Source organism: Limosilactobacillus alvi (genome assembly GCF_016900115.1).
Classification (GTDB): domain Bacteria; phylum Bacillota; class Bacilli; order Lactobacillales; family Lactobacillaceae; genus Limosilactobacillus; species Limosilactobacillus alvi.
This window is the reverse complement of the sequence record NZ_JACJJQ010000020.1, coordinates 14,555-34,974: the sequence shown is the minus strand read 5'-3', so window position 1 is coordinate 34,974 and position 20,420 is coordinate 14,555. Positions and strand designations below refer to the sequence as shown.

Sequence of the window (20,420 nt, the reverse complement as noted above, 5' to 3'; positions counted from 1 at the left end):
ATCCAGATATTTAGTAGTTGAGATAACTGTATCTCCATTATTAGGAGTTGGTTGACCATCAATTAACTCGGGTAGCACATTTAACTGTTCAAATATTTCTTTAATTTGATCAACTAAAGCTTGATCAATTCCGGCTGTTTGGAATTGTCCACAATCATTCCAAGCATTGTTGAGCCAGATTAATAGATGACCGTTATCAACTGTGACATTAAGATTGCTGTTTCCGTTCGGATACTTTGCCTTTAGATCATCAAGATTTTTAAATGCTTCTGGCTCCACGTGCATTTGAGACAATTTTTCTTCAAGTTCAAACTTTCCAGCTTTACTAGCAATTTCTGCATCTTGTTGTGCATCCTTTTGCTGTAATGCCGCATAGTTAGAATTCGCATTAACGATAGTTTCTTTCTGACTAATCGCCGTATCCTGTGCATCTTCCCGGCCTGGTAGATCAGCAAACCGCCCACGAGCGCCAGCAACTTCACCTTTTAAGTCGCTAATATCGCCAGCGTTTTGATCAGCTTGTTTTTTAGCTTCCTTAGCAGTAGTGGCGGTATCACCAGACACGTTTGACTTAGCCTGATCGTTCAGATCCTTGATCTCATCAAGCATGGCCTGACCCTTGTCGTGAAAGCCGTGAAGCATTTCCTCCAGACGGCTGTCATAGGACGTATTATCCGGGTCAAAGTCAAACTCGAGGCTGTTCTTCATGACCGTGATCTTAACATTGACCGATGAGATCACCTTATTAGTCGCCTTATCGACAATGCGGAACATCGTCTTGTCTGGGTCATAAGTTCCGTCCGCTTTGAACGTGCCTGCTGGGAAACGGAAAGTCAGATTGCCCATATAAAGGTTATCGCCGGGAGTGTCGGTATTGCACGTCCCACCAACATAGATACGCTGTTTATTTGTGTCTTCAGAAATAAATTCAACGTCCTTACCCCGCATATCAGTTTGGTTATCACCATAGACGATATGCAAAGGCAACAGCAGGTCATCATCGCCAACTCGTGGGTTAATCACGTCTGACAAGTCGATGATTTGCGTTGATTTCTTCATTAAATCAATTGTTACTCGCATTATTTACCTCCTATTTATTTACAGCCCACGTTGACCAGTCACCCCAGCCGCCGTTACCATTGCCGGCCTTTTGACGCATATAAATTGCCGGATCGGTTGAGCCGCTCACGTTGAAGTAAACCTGGAAAGCGATTGGATACATACCCTTGCTGTTACCAACCTGAAGCAGCAAGCCATACATGCTGACATTCAGGTTGTCCTTACTATTATCCAGCACCGGGAAATTATGCCCCTTCGCTACTGTCTGTTCTCCCACATAAAGAAGATGAACGCCATTTTCAAGATTATTAAAGTCAGTATCCGGTCCAATCGCAGTTCCATCGAAGACATGACTAAGCTTATCCATCGTGTCATTCAACTTCTGCAACATATCCGGCAAGTTAATAGTCGTGCCATCAACGGTTAGTGGGCTGGTAAGGTTTAATCCTGCCGCTAGTGTAAGTAACTGTTGGAACGTGTTCGGCCCTGTAAAGACGTTTGCTCCACCGTTAGTAGGTGCGAGACCTGCTCGGACAGCATTTGCATTATCGTCAACAGCTTGGGCTAAGATATGGTTTGAGTTCTCAATGCCTTGAGCCAATGCGTTAGCATCTTCAAGCCTTTGGTTAACATCAGCATTGAACTTGGCAAGATTAGCCAGTGTTTCTTTCTTGGCCGCTTCAACCTCGCTGTCATAGTTGCCTGCATTGAAAACAGCACGAGCGAAACTAGCTTCTACCTCAAAATAACAAGTATTACTTGAAAGCAACTGCTCTTCATTAGTAATAACTTGCAGATTAAAGTAGAGCATTCCAGGTGCCGAGAAAGTAGCAGCTGGAATAGTGACATAGACTAACCCAGCAATTGGATTAAAGATTTTATATTCACCAATCGTTTGTACCCCTGTGCCATCGGGTTTAGCAGCAGTAAAACGAATATCTTTGATGTTGTTTAGATTAAGCGGTTTGTGACCATAACCGAGTTGAACCTTCAATGGCACATCTTTATCTAATTGCCGACCGTTAAAAGTTGCGGTCATGTTGTAGTACACCGTCTTCGGCTTATACAGGTCAAGATAGATGATGTCCGGGTTGTTCTCCTGCACAGGCACATCCACACTTGTATAGTCCTTTGGCAAGAATAGATCACTCACTACATTCCACCTCCCGCATTATAAATATCGTCTTGTTTATTAAGTTCTTTATTAACTTTATCTATTTGACCACGTAGATCATTAATAGCTTTTTCAATAGCCTCAAAGTTCTCAATCATCTGATTTCGCATTTCTTGGCCATCGAGTGAAATATCATGTTTGTGTGGCACTTCAAAAGCCATAGCATCCCCTTCTTTCTGAAAAAGGAGCCGTTAATTACGACTCCTTTTCATTTTCTTCACTTTTCTCAATCTTTTTGGTTTGTGGCTTGCCATCATTGCTTACGGATAATTCCCATAAGGTACCATCATCTGAACGAAAAATAAGTTTATCGAAAATCAACTCACTAATTCGACCTGCATCGGTTTCTTGATGAAAATGCCGGCCATCGGTTCCTTCCTGAACTATAAATGTTTGGCCATAGTCTGGAGAATAACCTTTCCCGAACTCTCCTGTCTTTGAGTCAAACATTGGTTCGTTAATTATAGCACGTTGCACAAGTGTTTCTTGATTATCCATTTTCTTCACTTTCCTTCTTAACGTTGATAGTTTGAATATCATCAAAGGTGACTGGTGGGGTAACTGTTTCTGGTTTCTTCGGTGCTTTATGCAAGGCGGCATTAGCTTGATTTTCTCGGTTGTTCCATTCGTCAATCCCGAAAATCTTATTACCAAAAGTTACTGTATCAGTTTGTGTTGTGTCACGATCACGATACCGAGTGTAACTTTGAATTCTGACATTAACATCAATCCCATACCGATCACGCAAATATCCATAATTACCGACTGCTATTTCATTCTTGATACCGTGTGAGAACGCATCTTTGAATGTAATCCAGTCGGTTGTGTATTGCACGTCCGGGTAATCATGGACCTGTTTCTTTAATGCTGCCATCAAAGTATCTTGATCGGTAATCGTATCACTACTAAACGGATTAGCCCAAATCGGCCCCCATTTATCATCTGCAGCCATTGGACTCCTATATTCACCCTGGCAAGTGTACTGAGTAGTTGTGTCTGACGATGTATCAGTATCGCTACTAGAATCATCTGAACTATCATCCCCATCACTAACTTTAGCGGCCATCGCTGAATTACGAACAGCAAAATCCGGTGGCCATGCACTGATTGCTTGAATAACTGTCCCTCGTTCTGGATTAGCTGCCATTTCTAGCGTATTGCTATCAAGAGCCAATGCTACGTGATAAGTATCTCCACGAGCACCCCAGAAGAGCATATCGCCTTCTTGATACGGTGGACCAACTACTTGTCCCTGGTATTCTTCATAAGTGGTTGGCTGATGCATTGGGATCCCAAAATGATTGTAGACGTAAGCAACGAAACCGGAACAATCCCAACCACTTGGTGAATTACCGCCCCAGACATAAGGCACTCCAGCATATTGACGAGCAAAAGCAGCAATTTGACCACTACCACCGCCTCCACTTGGTGCTTGAACAGTATGGCCACCCCATCCTTTGATTGTGCTAACACAACCAGCTAAGGGCTTACCCATACTTGCATTACCGGATCTGCCGGCTAATTCCCAAACAACCGCCGCAGTAGCTTGTAGATAGAGCCGTCCAATTGTTCCTTTGCCATAATCTTGCTCCCATTTTGATTGCAGGCTTGGGTCTGGACTAATTGAACCTTCTGCAGCTGACCAGGCTGGATTTAACGTATCACTGTAAGCAATGCTTTTAATCCAATTACAAACAACTACCGCATCGTTATACGGGTCCCCATGCGGATATGACCAGTGATTGAGCCAACCCATATTAGCATTTTGCTCTTGCAGTTCATAGGCGAAGAACCATTCAGGGCTAACACCTGCATTCTTCACTGTGTCGTAAAGTCTATTGACGTCTACACCTCGTGCCTGAACCTTTTGAGAACGATTAGCAAAGTCTTGACACATCTGTTGCTTATTAACGCCAAAATCAGCATTAATCATGGACTTGGCAAAACCCTCAACGCTATCAAGATTACCGTTACCACCGTTATTCTGTACGTCAATCTGTTTACCAGTCCCTTTAATTGCAGTCGTAATGGTTGTGTAGTCTTCGTTGACCTGTATTTTTGACGTATTAACCCGGTCAATGAATACAAACGAGTCCTTTTTACCAATCTCTTTTGCAAAGTGGATTGTGCAATTATCAAACCAGTATTCAATATCAAAAGCAGACGCAATGGAGCTTAGAATATCATCCCCATGTGCGTTGCCTAGGCTGTCACTTCCAAAGTCATGATCACTAATATTATCATCAATCGAATACTTAAACTTAGTACCACCCGTAAGCAAGTCACAGCAAGCTTTTAACGGTTGACTACCTGTTACCGTGTTCTCAATATAATAATCATGCAGATCGTGAGCGATATGGATAGTAGTAATCGCATATACCCGAAATCTTGCAGTAGGAACCGGATTAGAAGAAGCAATTCGGTATTGCTGGCCGGTTGTCGGATCAGTAATAATCACTCGGGGCATAATCATCTTTTCAGCGGCTTCATTTGCTCCATCACCGATAAAACTAAAGTTCATGGTGGGGAATGATTTAAGCGTATCGGTTACCGCCACATTATAAGCCTGGACAGTTGCCTCTTTGCCGGCCGGCGATCTAATTGGTAAATTCAGCATTTTAACCTCCTAATAATAAAAACGAGTATCAAATTTAATTGTGAAGTTACTAGCTCCATCAATATGAATCTGATTCTCGCCTGTATAAAAGTCTAAGTAATTATGATCTCCAGCCATGTAAAGCTGCTCATCATTAATTGTGGGAATGAGTCCTGTAATCACCACGTTATCTTTTGCAGACACACTCTTGGTAATTTTAAGTGATTGGCCACTCGTTTTATTAGTAATGGTAAAGCCGTTTGGTGCATCCCCGTTAAATTCAATTGTTACCGGGTGCTCATCTGCAGTTAATGGAATAACTCCCGCATTATAAAAAACAAAGTCGCTCTGATTAGTGAAGGTATATTGCCACTTATGGCTAAACAACTTCATTCCCAATCCGATACCCTTACCACTCGCTAAGTCGTACTCCTGGGTGGTAAAAGAGCTTTCCGCATATCCGGTCGGACAATCAAGGTTAATCTGCACGTTGGACGCTCGCCAAAAAGAATCGTCACGGCTAACCGAGGCCGTTTCAGCGTAGGCTTTCCAACGAATATCCTTAGCAGCAACATCATAAACATAAAAAGGCTCATGACTTTGCAAGAGTCGATTGAGTTTCATTCTTTGCAGAAATAAGTCGTTAGGATCTGTAGCAAGTACATTAAGTGTTAAAGGAATGACTAGCTGTTGAGCTTGAACATCTGTAAGAGTTGCTCCATAATTTCCAATCTGTTGATAGGTATAGTTATATGCGGTTGTTGGTGGGTCAAACTTTTTTACACGAAAGCCCATCTTATCAAGATCATATATTGTCCCATCTTGCTTTTGAAAAATAATGGTACTCACTAATAGACACCTCCTAATGGTTGGCCGTTACCAACCGGCACAGCTCCACCAACGCCATTAATAATAACTTCGTGGCTACGCATTGCTTTCAACGTTGGATAAACGGCCCGGCTGACTTGTTTACTGTCAATATTCATCGTGATATTAATATTTCCATCAACACGTGGCTGAGCCTGTTGAGTATTTGAAGTAGCTTGAACATGATTATTGCCTGCGCTAATAAACGGCAACATATTATTGGCTGACTGCTTAGCTTCATTGATAATCTTACTCAAATTGCCGGCAAAGCCATTAGGGTTAACTTTAGCCCGTGCTTCAATAGCTTCGGCAATATGGTCTTCGGACGTATCACGAGCTGGATTAATGGCAACTTCTGGTTCGCCTGGTACTTCGCCAAAAATTGAGAGCTTATCAGCCCAACCACCGTTTGCATAATTGTGATGTGCACGCCAATATGCGGCAGCTTGTGGCCCACCACCATATCTTTCGGTAACGTAGTTCTTCATCCACTTCAGTTGTGTAATGGGGTTTGTACGCCAGTCAGCACCAGCAGAAGCCATCTTTGAGCCAGGCCACGATTGTGGCAGCCCGTAAGCACCAGACGAAGGGTTTGTAGCATTAACCCGCCAGCCTGATTCATGAGTAACGATATAGTCAATAGCACTGAACCAACTAGCAGGTATTCCCGCAAGTTTCATGAGTTTTGTATGATCACCAGAAACTGCTCCACCACCACTAAATGATTCCATAAATTTGTCGGCCATTTTTTTCAAAAAATTTCCAACCGAATGCTCAGCGATCCGGATTGATCCCTTTCCGTAAGTCTGATTAAGCCATGGTCGCGGCAGGGCGTCTAAGAGCCGATCTAAGCCGATACTATTCTTGATCTTATCCCAGATTTCGGTCGCACTTTTACCGATAAAGTCAAACGCTTCTTCCAGCATGTCGCCGGCACTATCTAATGCGCCACTGACAAAGTCAGTAACCTTAGCACCAGTCCCTTTGGCGTAACCCGGCAGTTTTCCGCCGTTGAGGGCCATTACTTGCTTGGACTGTTCGTGGGTCAAGATTGACGTCCCGGCCGATAAGTACCGGATTTCCGGCCCCTCTTTCCCCAGCACTTCATATCCGCGTGGAGTGTGGGCCAGCTCAAATCCTTCTTCACCGACCAGGGCAAGTTGATCATTAACTAAGGCCCCCGTCCCAGTTGCGTACGCTTCAGTTAGCATTGGGACTTTTTGGCTGGCTTCAAATACTTTCAACACTTTATTGATCTGACCACCAAGCTTGTTCCAAATTGATGCCGTTCGACTGCTCCCACTCGATACGTTCTTGTTAACCATCGAGTACTCGTTGGACGCTGCCTGGGCGTGCCCGGCCTCTTGACCATTGGCGGCCATAACCACTTCGTTCTTTTGGGATTCAACTTCATGGACCACTTTTTTATGCTGATCTTTGGCAGATTTGGTTACCCTTTTGTACTGATCATTGGCAGCATCAACCGTATCATCGCGTTGCTTTTTAGCGTGCTTAACAATATCATCATACTGTTTCTGAGTAATGGAGTGATTCTCTTTGCGCTCCTTTTCGGCAAGCTTGACCGTCCGCTTGTACTTATCCTTGGCGGCATCAATGATCTCATCACGAGCTTTTCGTGCTGGCTTGACTGCTGCTTCGTACTGCTTTTTGGCATCTTTTTCGGTCTGCTTAAGGTCCTGCAGACTGAGCTTACCTTTATCCTTACTCAGCTTTTGCAGGATTTTACGCTGCTCGTCGGCGCCTTTTTTAACACTCTTGGTAACCTTACTGTTCGCATTCATTTGATCGTGAGCCAATTGATCAGAGTACTTTTTGTTCTCCTTTTCCAGCGCTTTGTGTAAGGCATCTTGATACTTCTTAGAGTCGGTGCCGTACTTCTGAGCGATCTTCTGCAGTTTGGCATTGGAGCCATTCTGGATAGCTTCTAGTCGGCGATAGTGAGCATTGGTATCCCCTTGCATTTTATCCAACGACTTCTTGCGTGCATCGGCTCCCTTTTGGTCGGCCTCTTGCATCTTCTTCAGCCGCTTGTCAGCCTCGGCTTGGGTCAACATTCCTTGCTTAACCAATTGTTGGAGATCCTTTTGGGCCTTCTTCTCCTTATCAGCATAGTATTTATCCACCGACTTACTCATGCTGGCAAAGAGTTGATCCGTCTTGGCTTTGGTGTCATTAATCGACTTTTGGTCGACTTCCGCCTTAATAGTCAGCTTATTCAATTTGTTAAGGTTCGGCGATAGTTTGTTACTCAGGCCGTTGGTGTCAGAGTCGACTTTAATCTTTGTCGAGGCGACCAAAGTCTTACCTTTGAGTGCCTTTTGAGCAAATTCACCGGCTTTCTCCCCGATTTTAGTTCCCAGCCACGATCCAGCGGCCGAGCCAATCGCTGTTCCGGCCGGGCCCATAAAGGATCCCGCAAAGGCACCAAGCGCCGTACCGGCAACTGCACCGGCCGAACCGCCGATCTTTTGACTGGTGCTGTTTTTTGACGTCAGTTCCGAGCCAATCGCCATCGTTGCTGCCGCAACTGGTACTGCCTTGCCCGCAAAGGACAAAGCCCGCGATCCAAGTCCAACCGCACCGGCCGCAGTCCGACCCAAACCACCAGCACCGCCACCTAATGCATTAGCGGTCTCACTGGCTAAGCCAAATTCGATCATGGCGCGTTTAGCTTGACCCAAAGCCCCGATAAAATCAATGATCTTCCGGGTCGCAAACAAGCCGGTTAAAACAGCCGCTAGTCCAACTGCGATCTGCTTGTGTTCAGCCAACGCCGAAAACATTTTGAGGACAAATCCAGTCAGCTTAACGACCGCATCGGAAGCAGCATTGATCATGTCTGTCATCCGCTTTTTACCAATCACATTGATCATTTTGTTCAGACCACTAATAACATTGGCTTGTAAGTTTCCAAAAGCCCCTTCAAAGGTTTCGGTACTTTTAGCGGCTTCGATTGCCCCCTTATTCATCCCCAGCTGGGTAACGGCCTTGTTAAATTCCTTGGCCGTGATTTCGCCATTAGCCATCGCGTCCCGGAAATTACCGGTATAGGCGCCGTTATCCTTCATGGCTTTTTGCAACACCCCAGAGGCCCCAGGGATGGCATCAGCTAACTGGTTCCAGTTTTCGGTAGTCAGTTTACCGGCCCCAGCGGTTTGAGTCATTACCATCGCAACGCTCTTAAAGGTCTCAGCGCTCCCACCGGCTTGGGCATTTAAATTCCCTGCCGCTTCGGTCAATTCCATGTAGTTCTTGATCCCGTTAGCAGCCAGTTGAGCCGTGGTATTGGCAACATCGCCTAAATCGTACACAGTTTGATCCGCATACTTCTTCATTTCAGCAGTTGCGGACTTGATTTCATCCGTTCCAAAGCCACCTAGCTTCATCGTTGACTTGAACTTGTAGATGGCATCAGAAGCGTTCATCGCTTCGTGTACCAATCCGCCCATTGCGCCAGTGATCATGCTGATCCCTCGAGTCATTAACCCACCAATAAAGGTCCCAGCAACGATCTCTTTCAGGCTGGTAAAATGGGATGCCGTTGAGTCGGCTTCCTGTTTGATTTTGCGTAGCGCCGGTGAGGCATTATCGTTTACCTGTAAATTGGTTAAGACCTTCGCGGGTACCTTTTTAAGTAGCGCTTCGTAGTCGATGACTTCGCCCTTCTGCACCTTAGTGGCCAACTCTGTCAGCACCTTCTTAGGTACTTTCTTGAGTAGATGGTCAAAGTTTTCAATTCCGGTTTTTTGTGCATCCGCCACCAGCTTGGTCTTAACTTCATCCGGGAGGTCCTTGTAGCGTTTGACCAGCTTGATGGTCTTTTCTTCGGCTTCCTTGGTGTCAGCATCGACCTTTTGCTTCACAGGCTTTTTCAAGGCTTCGCCCATCTTATCGTGGGCCTTTTCGGTCTTATCAACCGCCTTATTAAGCTCTTGGCCGATCTGATCATCAATCTTTTCACCAGCATCGTCACCAATCCCTTTTAAGATGGCATCGATCTGCTTGGCCTTCTCGCTGGCCTGGTCATTCAAGATTACATCAATGTTGACTGTTCCATCTGCCGCCATTTCGGTCCCTCCTTCCTATGATAGTGCCCAGCCTTTCAGCGCATCCGCAAAGCCGGCTAACTGGGCTTGCACAGCTTCTTCGCTGTGGTTATCTGCCAAGGCATAACGATTTTGTGCTTCGAGCAATTCAACTTGCTCTTTGCCCTCATAATCATTGGGATCGGCTTGCCTAATCGCCACAATCCGTTGGAAATAAGTCTTGGGCCCGAGTCCGGCAAATAATGCCTTAAACTCGTCCCACTGCAACTTACCCTGTTCCTCGATCAAGTTAATCCCATATTGTTCCCGGAAGCTAGCATAGATTGCCCCTGCGTCCTGGCTAAAGGAATAATACTTAGTTGGGGTAAAGTCATTACCCGCCAGATCAGTCGCCCCTGCGCTTGTGTCCTCGTAAGGATCTTCAGACAAGTACTTGGCAATCGCCTCAAAAGCTCCTGCAACATACTCATCATCCGGGCCGGGCGCAAAACCAAAGAACATCTCAAAGGCGGTCTGGGCTTTTTCGATGGCCGAAAAGTGATCGTCATCAAGCAGCTCATAAAACCGCAAAACGTTATCGTATGCCAGATTCAGTTTATAGACCCGATCGCGTAGTTGGTAACCGCGCTTAAGATCATCAGTTAGCCGTAGCATGATTAGCGCCGCCGTTTACGGGTGTAAGATTGCTTACGAGCTTGGTGCTTAGCAGCATCGTTATCCCGTTTCTCACCGTTAATTTTGGCCAAGGTATCACGCAATACTTCCACAATCCGCACCATCGCATACATGCTTTGATCGTAGTAGTCGTAAATCCGCTGGCCTTCGCCATCGCCAAAGATCGCGTCCAAACTAGCCAAGACCCGTTCTTGGGCTTGCTGGTTGACCTGGTGGATATACTGCTTACGGTCATCGACAGTCATTTCTTGCTCAAATTTGTCACTTTGCTTGTTCAGATTTTCGGCCAGGCCCTGTACGTCTAAGTCTAGATCCTTGAGCGTCGTGTCTAGCTTATCGTTGAAACTAATGACATACTTGTGGCCAGCAATAATTACCCGTCGTTTAAAATCAAACGCAAATTTAGCATCTAAATCCAGATTAATAATTGACATGTGTTGCCTCCCGTCTCACGTTTCCTCGTCTCTGTCTTACCTAACTAACCCTAGCCAGCTCCTACACTAGACGGAGCAGCTTTAACCGTATAAGTTGGTTTACCGTTAAAGACAGCCACAAAGCTAAAGGTTTGCTTAGCCCCTGGTTGACCACCAGTTGCCACAATCGTCTGCATGGTGATTTGGCCCATGATGACGTCCCCATTAGATAACGTAAAGCGACATAAGGTCTTGAGGTCATCACCAATTGCCAATGACTTGGAGGCCACAAAGTCTTGTGCTGGGTCCCCAGCTAAACGGTGGCCGGCGATGGTCAGCTGGAACCGCTTGGACGTTACGTCTGCGCTCCCAAACCCTTCGCCGTCATAGTATTGGTCGTTAGTGGCCGTGTCGTTCCCGGCCGGCGTAATGTTGTTAATCCCAGCGGCTAATGGAGCCCACTTGGCCTCATCAGCCTTGGCGGGGTCTGATTGACCATCAATTGCAATTTCCAGCTTATTCCGCCAGTTAAGATCAAACTTACCAATCTTCGTTGGTGCTTCTGGTTCTGCCATTTAGATCATCCTTTCTTGTTATAAGTATCAACAGTTACCTTGAAATCAAATACATAGGTTACGTCTCCTTGCGCATCCGCTAAGATCGGGTGCGGGAAGGACGCAACTTCCACTCCACTAAAATCAAACGAATCATCCTTACTGGTCACGATGCAATCATGATCAGCTAACAATTCCGCAATCTTGCCCAGCGTTTCGTTAATCAGTCCTTCGTCTGGGCCGGCCATGATTACTTCCATTGCGTAGGTCTCAGTCTTGTTGCCAGCATAGTCTTCGTCGATCACCGTAGAGCCCGGCAACATTTGTAGCCGCAGTTCTGGACTGTGCTTGCCATCCAAGTAGCCCAGCAGGCACTTAACTGGCAAATCCAAACTATTGATTGACTCGCGCACGCGTTCTTTAAGATCCATGTGGTCCACCTCGTAAAATCAAATCTGCGGTCAGCTTTTGCCAACTGGATAGGTATAGCGACTTGGCCCGCAAGTCCCAACGCCGAGTAGCTTTAGGATGCTCCGTCCGTGTGTAATTACGGATCCGGTGACCATTGATAAAGCCGTAGAACTGCGCCTTGGCGTACGGCGGTGTGTAGACGATCGTCTTGCCATTAGCGGCAATATGCGCTGATTGTGATAGTGGGCCATTTTTGTACGGGACAAACTGATCCATATCGCTCATGACCTGGTTAGCTAGATCATAGTTGGCCCGCTCAATCCGGGCCTTGCTAATCAAGTCGTCAGGAAAACGGCCGCCATAAGTAACTTTAACTGCCATTACAACACCTCCAGCTCATACGAGTACACGTCATTGCTAAACGGCTCCCGGTTGTCCACGAAGCGGGTAATCGTGTAGTCGCGCCCCTCAAACTGCAAATGCCAGCCCACGCAATCCGGACCCAATGCCGGCATCGGTGTTGATACCTGGCCCAAAATAAAAACAACAGCGTTAGCGGTAACTTGCCGCCCATTGCTGTTGCCTGCATAGATCGTTTGCGGTTGGACAATGACGTTGTCGATTTGTTGCTGCTTAACAACTGGCTTGCCGTAGTCGTCTTCCTCACCAGTTGGTAAGGCGAGGGTGATTGTTTGGTTACACATTTTTTCGAGGATGCGTGGCAACATACAGATCACTCCCCCTTCCGCGATAGAGCAGGCCATAATGAGCTAGTAAGCGATAGGCTTCCTTGCAAACGCCGCCCACCATACTGTCCTTTGTAACGTGGTTAGTTGGCTGCAACGAGAGGCGACCAACCGTAATAGCGTTAAAATCATCCCCGTTTTCGTAGGATGACGAAACACCGGTTGATTGAATAAAGTCAACTTGCTCGCAAATCGCCGCTTTGTAAGCATCGACACGTTGCTGATCCGGATCATCAGCCAGGACGTGATCTTGATAGTAGTAATCAGTCACACTATCCACCGCCCGCTGGGCCTGCCGCGCAAGCACCGCAAAATCATCAGCTTCAACGCTTGAGTATCCTAGATCCACGTAATCCGCAAAAGTTAGATTAACCCGCATCGCCATTCACCGCCTTTAAGAGATCCGCCTTATTCATGCTAGATGTATAGGCAATCCCACGCTTGTCCATGTAGGCCTTGATCTGGTCCACAGTCTGATCATTAGTCGGCTTGATTGATCCGCTTGGGTCAAAGGCCCCGCTTAGATTATCTTGCGGGGCTACGCTTTTGGGGAGGCTGCGACGTAGATGGCCTTCTTGGCGTTGTCAAATACCAAGATGTCATAGTAGGACAGACTCTTAATAGTCGTCCGGTACCCAGAACGGTCGGTTGATGCATCAAGTACGTCTACTGTATCGTACTTAACGATTGGTGCAACAGCATACAGTGGCACAGCCATAAAGTTGACCGTGTCGGTAATGCTCAAACCTTGCAAACGAGCCTTTGGCACCGTCAAGATTGGTACCCCACCGTCAAGTTGGCCAACCCGGCGATCAATCCCGTTGATCTGTTGAGTATTCGTGGAGAAGTTCTTGTTGACCCCATCAGCATTCTTCAGTGCCCGGTAGTAAGCAGATGAGGCAAAAATTACATAACCACCCGGGATTTCATTATCGGTCATGTACTGTTCAAGATCATCGTAAGCAGCTAAAGCATTCTTAGCATCAATGGCATCAGTTACCAGCTTCCCGCCAGCCTTAGCCGTGTCATACAGCTTTTGCGCCGCGTACTTATCCCGGTGTGGGACCGTGATTAACCGTTGGTGTTCACGGACTACGTTAGCGACTTGGTAAGCACCGTTTTCGTCCATATCCAGTTGATCAAGGTCGTACCCAATCCAGTCTTCTTGGGTCAGTTCAAATGATTCCTTTTCAACGTTTACGTTGTTCCGCGTGTTATCACCGTTACGGTTGTACTTAGCAGCTTCAACAAAGCCGGACATCTTATTTACCCGGACCGTGTGGACGCCAGTAAAGTCGGCTGCCGTAATTGACTTAGCCCCACCGGTCAGTGGTTGCCAAATCTTGGAATCGGCGGCAAATTCTTCATCAATCGTATTTAGATCTTTTTGGTCTAATGCAATCGTCATTATCTATACCTTCTTTCTTATTCTGCTGTTCCTGCAAAGCGTGCAGCAATCCGGGAGGCAATGTCGTCCTTACCAGCACCATTGTTGTTATTGTCACCATTGCCAAAGTTGCCACCAAATTTAATCGGTTGGTCTACCTTGGCTTCACCATCAAATAAGTAACTGTCGGACTTCTTAACTGCTGCGATTTGGTCAGTTAAGCCATCTAAGGTCCCATCTTTTTGCACGCTAACCTTTTCCGTGTCAATCAAAGAGAGTACGGCTTTCACGTTCTTGGCTTTAGCATCGCGCAGAGCACCTTCGATCTTAAAGCCTTTTTCCTTAGCGGCTAGATCGTTTTGGTACTTGGCAGCGGCGGCCTTGTTGTCTTCTTGCAGTTGCTTGATCGTGGCTTCCAGTTCTTCGTTCTTCCCAGCGTTCTTACGCAAGTCGTCTAATTGACCATCACGATCACTGACTTGCTGCTTGAGGTTGTCACGTTCACTGGTCAAGCTATCCACTTGTTCTTTCAAGGGATTAACTTCCTTGCCATACGAGGTCATCACAGCCGCAATTTGATCATCGTTTAAGCCCAGTTCCTTTAATTCTTCACGTTTCATTGTGATCGCTCCTTTACGTTAATTGGTTACGCGGTTACGAGCCGCGAGAATTGGTACACAAAAAGAGCAGTTTTACGACGTGTCCGGGTCGAATAATTCGTACTAAAAAAGCACCAGCTAATTGCTAGTGCTGATTATCTAATTCAATACTATCAATATCGTCAAAGGCAATCCCATTACCGTAAGAGTTGCTACCAGTCGTATTGTAAACAATAGCTTTCAGTTCTGGTTCATCATCTTCGTCATGCCTTTGAAACTCATCGTCTGTATCAACGATATATAAATGTAGTGTACGTCCATCTTTCATGTGAACAATGACCCACGAAAAAGCAAAATGGCTCTCTACATCCCAAAGACTAGTTTTTGGTGTGATTTTCATTTTCATACATCTCCCGCGACATAGTAGGTACAGCATGATACCCTTTCTTAGATTGATGGATCTTCATGCGAGTAGTTATGACATTGGTTCTGCCCTTGTCGGTAACATAATGCCCAATTGGCTTTCCTGCATCAACAAACTGGTATCGATTACCCAGTTTGTTGAAATTAATCCTAGTTTTTACAATTGCATCGATTTCCTTTGCCGAAATAGTAAAGTAACTAGGCAGTGAATTACCTTTGCTTACACGTTCATTATACTCTTTTGTGCCATAAATATGCTGACGTTGTTTCCCTGGTCGCTGATGTAAACGCTGCTTAATAAACGCCTTCTTGTCGGCATCCATATTAGTTTTAACTACCTTTTCCCGAGAATAATCCCGTGTCAGTATCGGCACTTTATGACCAGCATTGGTGTCTTTAATGAACTCCCGCAGTTTCCCCTGGCGTGCCCGTAGAAGTATTTTCGTTTGATTAACCATCTCGACATCGCCAAGCTTTTCAGCAGCTCGTAGGCGGTGCTTAGCGGCTCTGATGGCTCGTTCCCTAGCCCGCTGTTGCTGAACCAATTTGCCGTTCTTGATGGCCTCTTCTGGGTCATACTGAGGCTGATGGTTAATACTTACTCCAGGGACAAACGGGAACAGATGGTGCCGGCAGTTAACCCCCTGGGTCCCCGCTGGTGTTCCATAACCGTGATTGAAAATGCTATCGTACTTGTCGTTATAATCAGGGCTTTCCGGTGGGACCAAGTTAACCACGTGCCCCTGGATCCAGGCACAGGCAGGCCGACTATTGGGGTGGCTGCTCATTAGTGCTAAGTGCATCCCAAAGTCTTTCATCCGTTGGAGACGTACAGCATTATAGGTGTGATTAACTGTTGTATTAACCACTGCCCGTGCATAACCCTCCAGGCTCCAGTTACGGCCCGCCTTATCAACTAGTTTCGTAGGCAAGCCACGATCAACCGCCCGGTAAACAGCGGCCTCAACTGCGTCCTGATGGGTAAGCAATCCCGACACAGTAGCCGCAGTTGATTCTGTTAGTATCCGTCGATAAACATGTGAAACCGCCGAAGCTCCATAATTCCGCGTTACCAGGGATTCGTTAATGTTGTTTTGCAGGTCGTCCCAGGTTTGGCTAACAATCCCATTCAATAGCAACTGAACATCATTGCTAACAGGCGCTGGCTCATTGGCCAGTGATTGGATTTCGTTATCAACTTCATCCTGTACTTGTAAGCCGTTGAATTTAACCAGGTCTACTATTGCCGCCTTAGACAGTCCATCGGCATTCGCCATTAGCTGCATTGTTTCTTGGTTGAGCTGACCGAGCTTTTGTAACTGTTCAGCCTGCCAAAGGACGACATCCCCCTTGTCGACGTGGCGGTAGTCACCGTCTTTCAGGGTATTGATAATTACTTCAAAAATCTGGTCTTGCAACGCTGAATAGGCGTCGATTATTTGCTGACCATGTTGCTCAAAGCGTTCCCGTGCCCCCATGATTAATCAGCTCCTACGTCATCATCACCATCGGGCCCACTAGAATCTTCAAAGCTACTTGGGGCGAATTGTGGTTGCTCATCCTGCACTTCGCTCAACCATTGATCAGCCTCTTGCTCGCTCAAGCCAAAGTTACGGATTAAGTACTCGCGCTTGGGCATTACACCAGCAGAAACTAACGCTAGTTCATCACTTCGTTGCTTGTCCTTATCGATAAACACGCCATCGTCAAAGTGGACGGACAGATTAAGGTCACCAGTTGCATCGAAATGACAACGGGCTTGCCCATCGCTAAAGAACTCGGGCGTGCTGGCCACTTGAAGAATGGCTGTAACTAGTTGATTGAGGAACAGCTCTACCTGTGTCAGGTAACTGGACCGAGTTTGGTAAGTCGTGCTGTTCTCACTGACTACTTCCGTTGCCGTTTTAACCCCTTGGCCGTCAAAGGAGAACGTCCCAGCGCTAAAGCCGGTTTGCTCCTCAAACTCGCGCAAGAAGTAATCAATAGAGGATTTATACTGCTCAGCACGAATGTCACTGGTTAGGTCCGTAATCTTGAGATCGTCTGCACCGTAAAATTGCTCGTATACGTCCATGTCCGGGTCAAACATGCGGGGATGAGTTTCTTCACCCTTGCGATTACCGAATGCAGAACCTGGTCGTAACATTTCGGCCGGCACGGCAATCCGCCGCTTGCCCATCTTAATTTCGTGGACGAAAGCGTCGTGCGTTGAGTTAATCGCGTCAATGATGTTGCGCGAGTTATCAACGATACCGATCCCTAATGGACTATCCAAATCGCGGTTGTTTGCACCTGGCGTCTTAAAGTACGCAAATAGCGGCTTTTTAATGATCCCGTTAAACTCAATTTGCGGTTGCATGTTGGGATAGAGAGCGTCGAGTGGCACGCTATTACCGACAACGTCATGCTGCGTTGAGCGATACAGTTCGTTGGTGATTACATACTTATCTGGCCCATCCCATTGGTGGAATTCCAGTAGCGTGTAATAGACTGGTTGGTCATTCTCGATCCGTGTCGAGCGTGACGCAAAGACGCACTCGCTGATGTTATCCGTGTTAGTGTGTAGCGGATAGAACTGGTCAGCATTGGCCCACGCAATGCGGATGTTGTCCTGATCGTCAACGTACGGCCGGGCAGCTAGTCCACCCAACGCCACCCCAGTTTCAAGGTGCTGCTCGAATTGTAAATTAAAGTGGTTGTCAGCAATGATCTGTTTGACCAGCTTGTCCAGTTGCGGATCCTCCAGCGATACCTCGCACTGCTCGTTAAAGATGATCGAGGCCAGGCGCTTTGCTGATAGCTTGGTTACGTTGAGCGTACTCATCGGCCGCTGCCTGCGATCGCCATAGGAGTTCCGGAACCAGATCTTTGGCAAGTCGTCCCGGTAGTAGGCCTTAGCTAATTGGATCCGATCATACTCACCTTGGGCGATTGCCACGCGGCTATCGTCAGTGATCTTTACTAAGCTTTTCGTCATGCCGATCTTGGCACCCCCTTTCCATAACAGATTCCGTAGTGTCGCGATAAAACCCATCGGATCACCTCCTACCACTTCAGCCCGAGGAATCGCTCATTGTCACGCACAAAGTACTGCAGCATATCGCAGGTATGGTCGTCTTCCTTGATTACCTTGGGATCGTCACTTTGCAGTGTCTTGTCATCCCATTGGTATTTGCGGTGTTCAGCCAAAAAGATCTCATTCTCCGGCCGCTCAAGGTAATAAAAACGACCCTGCGCAAGCAAATCCTGCACACGGTCGATCATGTCTACTTTCTTGAGTTTGGCTACTTTGTGCCAGTGAATTCCAAAATCATTATAGAACTGATTATCTAATGCCCCTTCCGCAGAGTCGATAGTCATGTTTGTGGGACGTTTTCCTACCCAATCAGTAACTTTATCGATGAAGTGCTTTAAGTCCTTAGAAAGTACACTAGGCGGCTTCTTGTGGGTCTTTCCCTGCGGACTGTAATAATACGTGTCCAGTAAGATAACATCCCCACGTTTGGTCACACCATACGCACCACAAGTAGTTGCCGAAACCTCATGCCCAGTATCAACGGAGTAGAAAACGTCCGTGATGTAATCATCGCTGGGCAGTTTCTTCAGGGGATGGAAGAGCTCCATGTTATACACGTTGTTGCCCATTCCGATCACTTCGCCCAGGTACAACCAACGATAATAGTCATAGTCATTTTGTTTGTAGCGTTCGATCAAAGCTAACTGCTGATCTGTTGTAAATCCTAATTCATCGTCAAGGTAAGTGCTAGTGTCAACGAAGTAGTTAGAATCCTGCTTACATTTTCCAACCCATTCATTGATCCATTCGAAGGGATTGCGCGGCGGATTGTAGCTGAAGAACACTTTAACCTGTCCAACGAATGGTGGTTTTTGACGAATAAATGAAGGGATAGATTGATCAAATACATCCACACCCTTCATGTTAGCGACTTCTTCAAACCACACGGCAATAATGTTATCTACCTTATTGGATTTCAACTTGTGTGGATTATCGGCCCCGTAAAAGTAGAACGTGCTCCCCGTCAACTTATGAGTGATGCGGAGCGGAGACTTAAAGTAAGTGTACTCATCTGCTAAGTCCAACACATCCAACGCCCAAATCACTTGACTGTAAACCGTATCGTGTAAGTCGGACTTATTGGCTAAGATGCATACCACATTCACTTTTTTGTTAAGTTGCGTCCAACGTTTAACCATTGTCACTAGCTTCAAGCTGATTACTGACGACTTAAACGACCCCCGACCGCCCTTAGCAACGATGTACGGTTTATCGGTCCGCCATAAAGGGTAGAAGTGCGGATTGACCATCTTAGATAATCTAATCGTCTTGGCCATCATCCATCCCTCCAATATCGTCAACCAATGTTGTTTTGTCTTCGGATTGATTCGTCCCAGTCAATTCGCTAGCCTTCCATTCGGCAATCTTGGCTTCAGCAGACAAACGCTTGATTTCTGCTGCCATCTTAAGGTCCTCGGCCGGATACCGCTTCATGATTTCTTTTGCTACGGCGATTTTGTCTTTCATGCTTGGCTTTTTGCGGACGGTAACAACATCATCGCCAGTTGCCAGAGCTACTTCTTCGGTTTCCTCTTCACGTAAAACTCGAGCGTAAAATTCAAGGACTTCCTTCGCATCAGCAATCTTACTAGATTCGATTTCGGCCATTTTGGCGTCGATATAGGATTTGATCTGAGGTTTTCTGAGGTTTTCGGCACCAGTCCGATATGCCGCTTTAGGTGCATACCCAGCTTTGATTGCCGATTGGGTCGCATTGCCACTCTTAATATATTCATCAGCAAATAGCTTTTGTTTTACGGTTAGTTTCATGTCATCTCACCACACCTCCTAGAAGAATTTTATGTATCAAAAAAGCGCTAGAAATTAACGTTTTTAGTAACGTGATTTCTAGCGGCCTTTGAGTCTTGGGACTTTTTTCCCAGCCTCATTATTCACATTTTCAAATTTTTCTTTTGCTTCTTCTGTGGATCAGATTCAAAAATCATTGTAATTGATAACATAGAAGTTTGAAATGCGTATGTTATAAATAATCCCACTAAGAAAAACCATGCATAAAACAAAACAGTAGTAATTTGTAATCTATACTCAATTAGTGATTGCATAACTATAGTTAAAATTAAACACAAGAAAGAACTACACAAAGAGCTAACTAATAGTTTAGGAAGGTCATTTCTATGCTTTGATTTAGACAATTCTGTTATGAACTTTGTCTTTTGCATAGAAATTATCATCCCATAAAACGCTGAATAAAAACCAATTACTATCGATAAAAAATTAACAGTTGAATCTAAAATGTTTGAAAAGCCCCTTAGCGAACTATAAGTAATTCCATACTTCAAATTAAGCCATACCATTAACAAGAGCAATACCAACCCTACCAAAGGAGGAAATATCTTAAAAAGTTTTCCCATT

Annotated in this window: 22 protein-coding genes; all 22 read right to left on the bottom strand. The window is 45.9% G+C overall.

Annotated elements, in window-relative coordinates; genetic code table 11:
* Positions 1–1,080: BppU family phage baseplate upper protein (locus H5993_RS05370; RefSeq protein WP_204776547.1), on the bottom strand; the 1,080-nt coding region annotated here is incomplete at its 3' end.
* A 10-nt stretch (positions 1,081–1,090) separates the two neighbouring features.
* Positions 1,091–2,212 (bottom strand): BppU family phage baseplate upper protein, encoded by a 1,122-nt coding sequence (locus tag H5993_RS05365; protein ID WP_204776546.1) that lies wholly within the window; start codon positions 2,210–2,212, stop codon positions 1,091–1,093.
* On the bottom strand, positions 2,212–2,394 hold the full coding sequence (locus H5993_RS05360) for a hypothetical protein (RefSeq protein ID WP_204776545.1): 183 nt from the start codon (positions 2,392–2,394) through the stop codon (positions 2,212–2,214). Before H5993_RS05360 ends, H5993_RS05365 begins: the two co-directional genes overlap by 1 nt.
* Before the next feature lie 34 nt (positions 2,395–2,428).
* Positions 2,429–2,731, bottom strand: coding sequence for a hypothetical protein (locus H5993_RS05355; protein WP_204776544.1), 303 nt, complete (start codon positions 2,729–2,731; stop codon positions 2,429–2,431).
* The gene (locus tag H5993_RS05350; protein ID WP_204776543.1) at positions 2,724–4,850 is read right to left on the bottom strand and encodes a phage tail protein; all 2,127 of its coding nucleotides are present in this window, start codon (positions 4,848–4,850) and stop codon (positions 2,724–2,726) included. Before H5993_RS05350 ends, H5993_RS05355 begins: the two co-directional genes overlap by 8 nt.
* Before the next feature lie 9 nt (positions 4,851–4,859).
* Complete coding sequence (locus H5993_RS05345; protein WP_204776542.1) at positions 4,860–5,678, bottom strand: phage tail domain-containing protein; 819 nt, start codon at positions 5,676–5,678, stop codon at positions 4,860–4,862.
* Positions 5,678–9,784, bottom strand: coding sequence for an aggregation-promoting factor C-terminal-like domain-containing protein (locus H5993_RS05340; RefSeq protein ID WP_204776541.1), 4,107 nt, complete (start codon positions 9,782–9,784; stop codon positions 5,678–5,680). The genes H5993_RS05345 and H5993_RS05340 overlap by 1 nt, the downstream gene beginning before the upstream one ends.
* Positions 9,785–9,799: 15 nt before the next feature.
* The gene (locus H5993_RS05335; protein WP_204776540.1) at positions 9,800–10,417 is read right to left on the bottom strand and encodes a Gp15 family bacteriophage protein; all 618 of its coding nucleotides are present in this window, start codon (positions 10,415–10,417) and stop codon (positions 9,800–9,802) included.
* 2 nt (positions 10,418–10,419) lie between these two features.
* Positions 10,420–10,872, bottom strand: a complete 453-nt coding sequence (locus tag H5993_RS05330; RefSeq protein ID WP_204776539.1) for a hypothetical protein — start codon at positions 10,870–10,872, stop codon at positions 10,420–10,422.
* A 50-nt stretch (positions 10,873–10,922) separates the two neighbouring features.
* Positions 10,923–11,426, bottom strand: a complete 504-nt coding sequence (locus H5993_RS05325; RefSeq protein ID WP_056955566.1) for a phage tail tube protein — start codon at positions 11,424–11,426, stop codon at positions 10,923–10,925.
* A 5-nt stretch (positions 11,427–11,431) separates the two neighbouring features.
* Positions 11,432–11,818, bottom strand: coding sequence for a hypothetical protein (locus tag H5993_RS05320; RefSeq protein ID WP_204776538.1), 387 nt, complete (start codon positions 11,816–11,818; stop codon positions 11,432–11,434).
* Between the two features lie 7 nt (positions 11,819–11,825).
* The gene (locus H5993_RS05315) at positions 11,826–12,197 is read right to left on the bottom strand and encodes a minor capsid protein (RefSeq protein ID WP_204776537.1); all 372 of its coding nucleotides are present in this window, start codon (positions 12,195–12,197) and stop codon (positions 11,826–11,828) included.
* On the bottom strand, positions 12,197–12,544 hold the full coding sequence (locus H5993_RS05310) for a putative minor capsid protein (protein WP_204776536.1): 348 nt from the start codon (positions 12,542–12,544) through the stop codon (positions 12,197–12,199). Before H5993_RS05310 ends, H5993_RS05315 begins: the two co-directional genes overlap by 1 nt.
* Complete coding sequence (locus tag H5993_RS05305; protein ID WP_204776535.1) at positions 12,513–12,941, bottom strand: head-tail connector protein; 429 nt, start codon at positions 12,939–12,941, stop codon at positions 12,513–12,515. The genes H5993_RS05310 and H5993_RS05305 overlap by 32 nt, the downstream gene beginning before the upstream one ends.
* Positions 12,942–13,100: 159 nt before the next feature.
* Positions 13,101–13,970 carry a capsid protein gene (locus tag H5993_RS05300; protein WP_204776534.1) on the bottom strand — a complete coding sequence of 290 codons (870 nt, stop codon included), beginning with the start codon at positions 13,968–13,970 and terminating at the stop codon, positions 13,101–13,103.
* Positions 13,971–13,987: 17 nt separating this feature from the next.
* A complete protein-coding gene (locus tag H5993_RS05295) occupies positions 13,988–14,569 on the bottom strand; it encodes a phage scaffolding protein (protein ID WP_204774475.1) in 582 nt (193 codons plus the stop codon).
* A gap of 124 nt (positions 14,570–14,693) precedes the next feature.
* Complete coding sequence (locus tag H5993_RS05290) at positions 14,694–14,948, bottom strand: hypothetical protein (RefSeq protein WP_204776533.1); 255 nt, start codon at positions 14,946–14,948, stop codon at positions 14,694–14,696.
* On the bottom strand, positions 14,926–16,449 hold the full coding sequence (locus H5993_RS05285) for a phage minor capsid protein (RefSeq protein ID WP_204776532.1): 1,524 nt from the start codon (positions 16,447–16,449) through the stop codon (positions 14,926–14,928). Before H5993_RS05285 ends, H5993_RS05290 begins: the two co-directional genes overlap by 23 nt.
* Positions 16,450–16,451: 2 nt before the next feature.
* A complete protein-coding gene (locus tag H5993_RS05280) occupies positions 16,452–18,005 on the bottom strand; it encodes a phage portal protein (RefSeq protein ID WP_204776531.1) in 1,554 nt (517 codons plus the stop codon).
* Between the two features lie 11 nt (positions 18,006–18,016).
* Complete coding sequence (locus H5993_RS05275) at positions 18,017–19,327, bottom strand: PBSX family phage terminase large subunit (protein WP_204776530.1); 1,311 nt, start codon at positions 19,325–19,327, stop codon at positions 18,017–18,019.
* Positions 19,308–19,817, bottom strand: a complete 510-nt coding sequence (locus H5993_RS05270) for a terminase small subunit (RefSeq protein ID WP_204776529.1) — start codon at positions 19,815–19,817, stop codon at positions 19,308–19,310. Before H5993_RS05270 ends, H5993_RS05275 begins: the two co-directional genes overlap by 20 nt.
* A gap of 122 nt (positions 19,818–19,939) precedes the next feature.
* A complete protein-coding gene (locus tag H5993_RS05265; protein ID WP_204776528.1) occupies positions 19,940–20,419 on the bottom strand; it encodes a hypothetical protein in 480 nt (159 codons plus the stop codon).
* Between the last annotated feature and the right edge of the window lies 1 nt (position 20,420).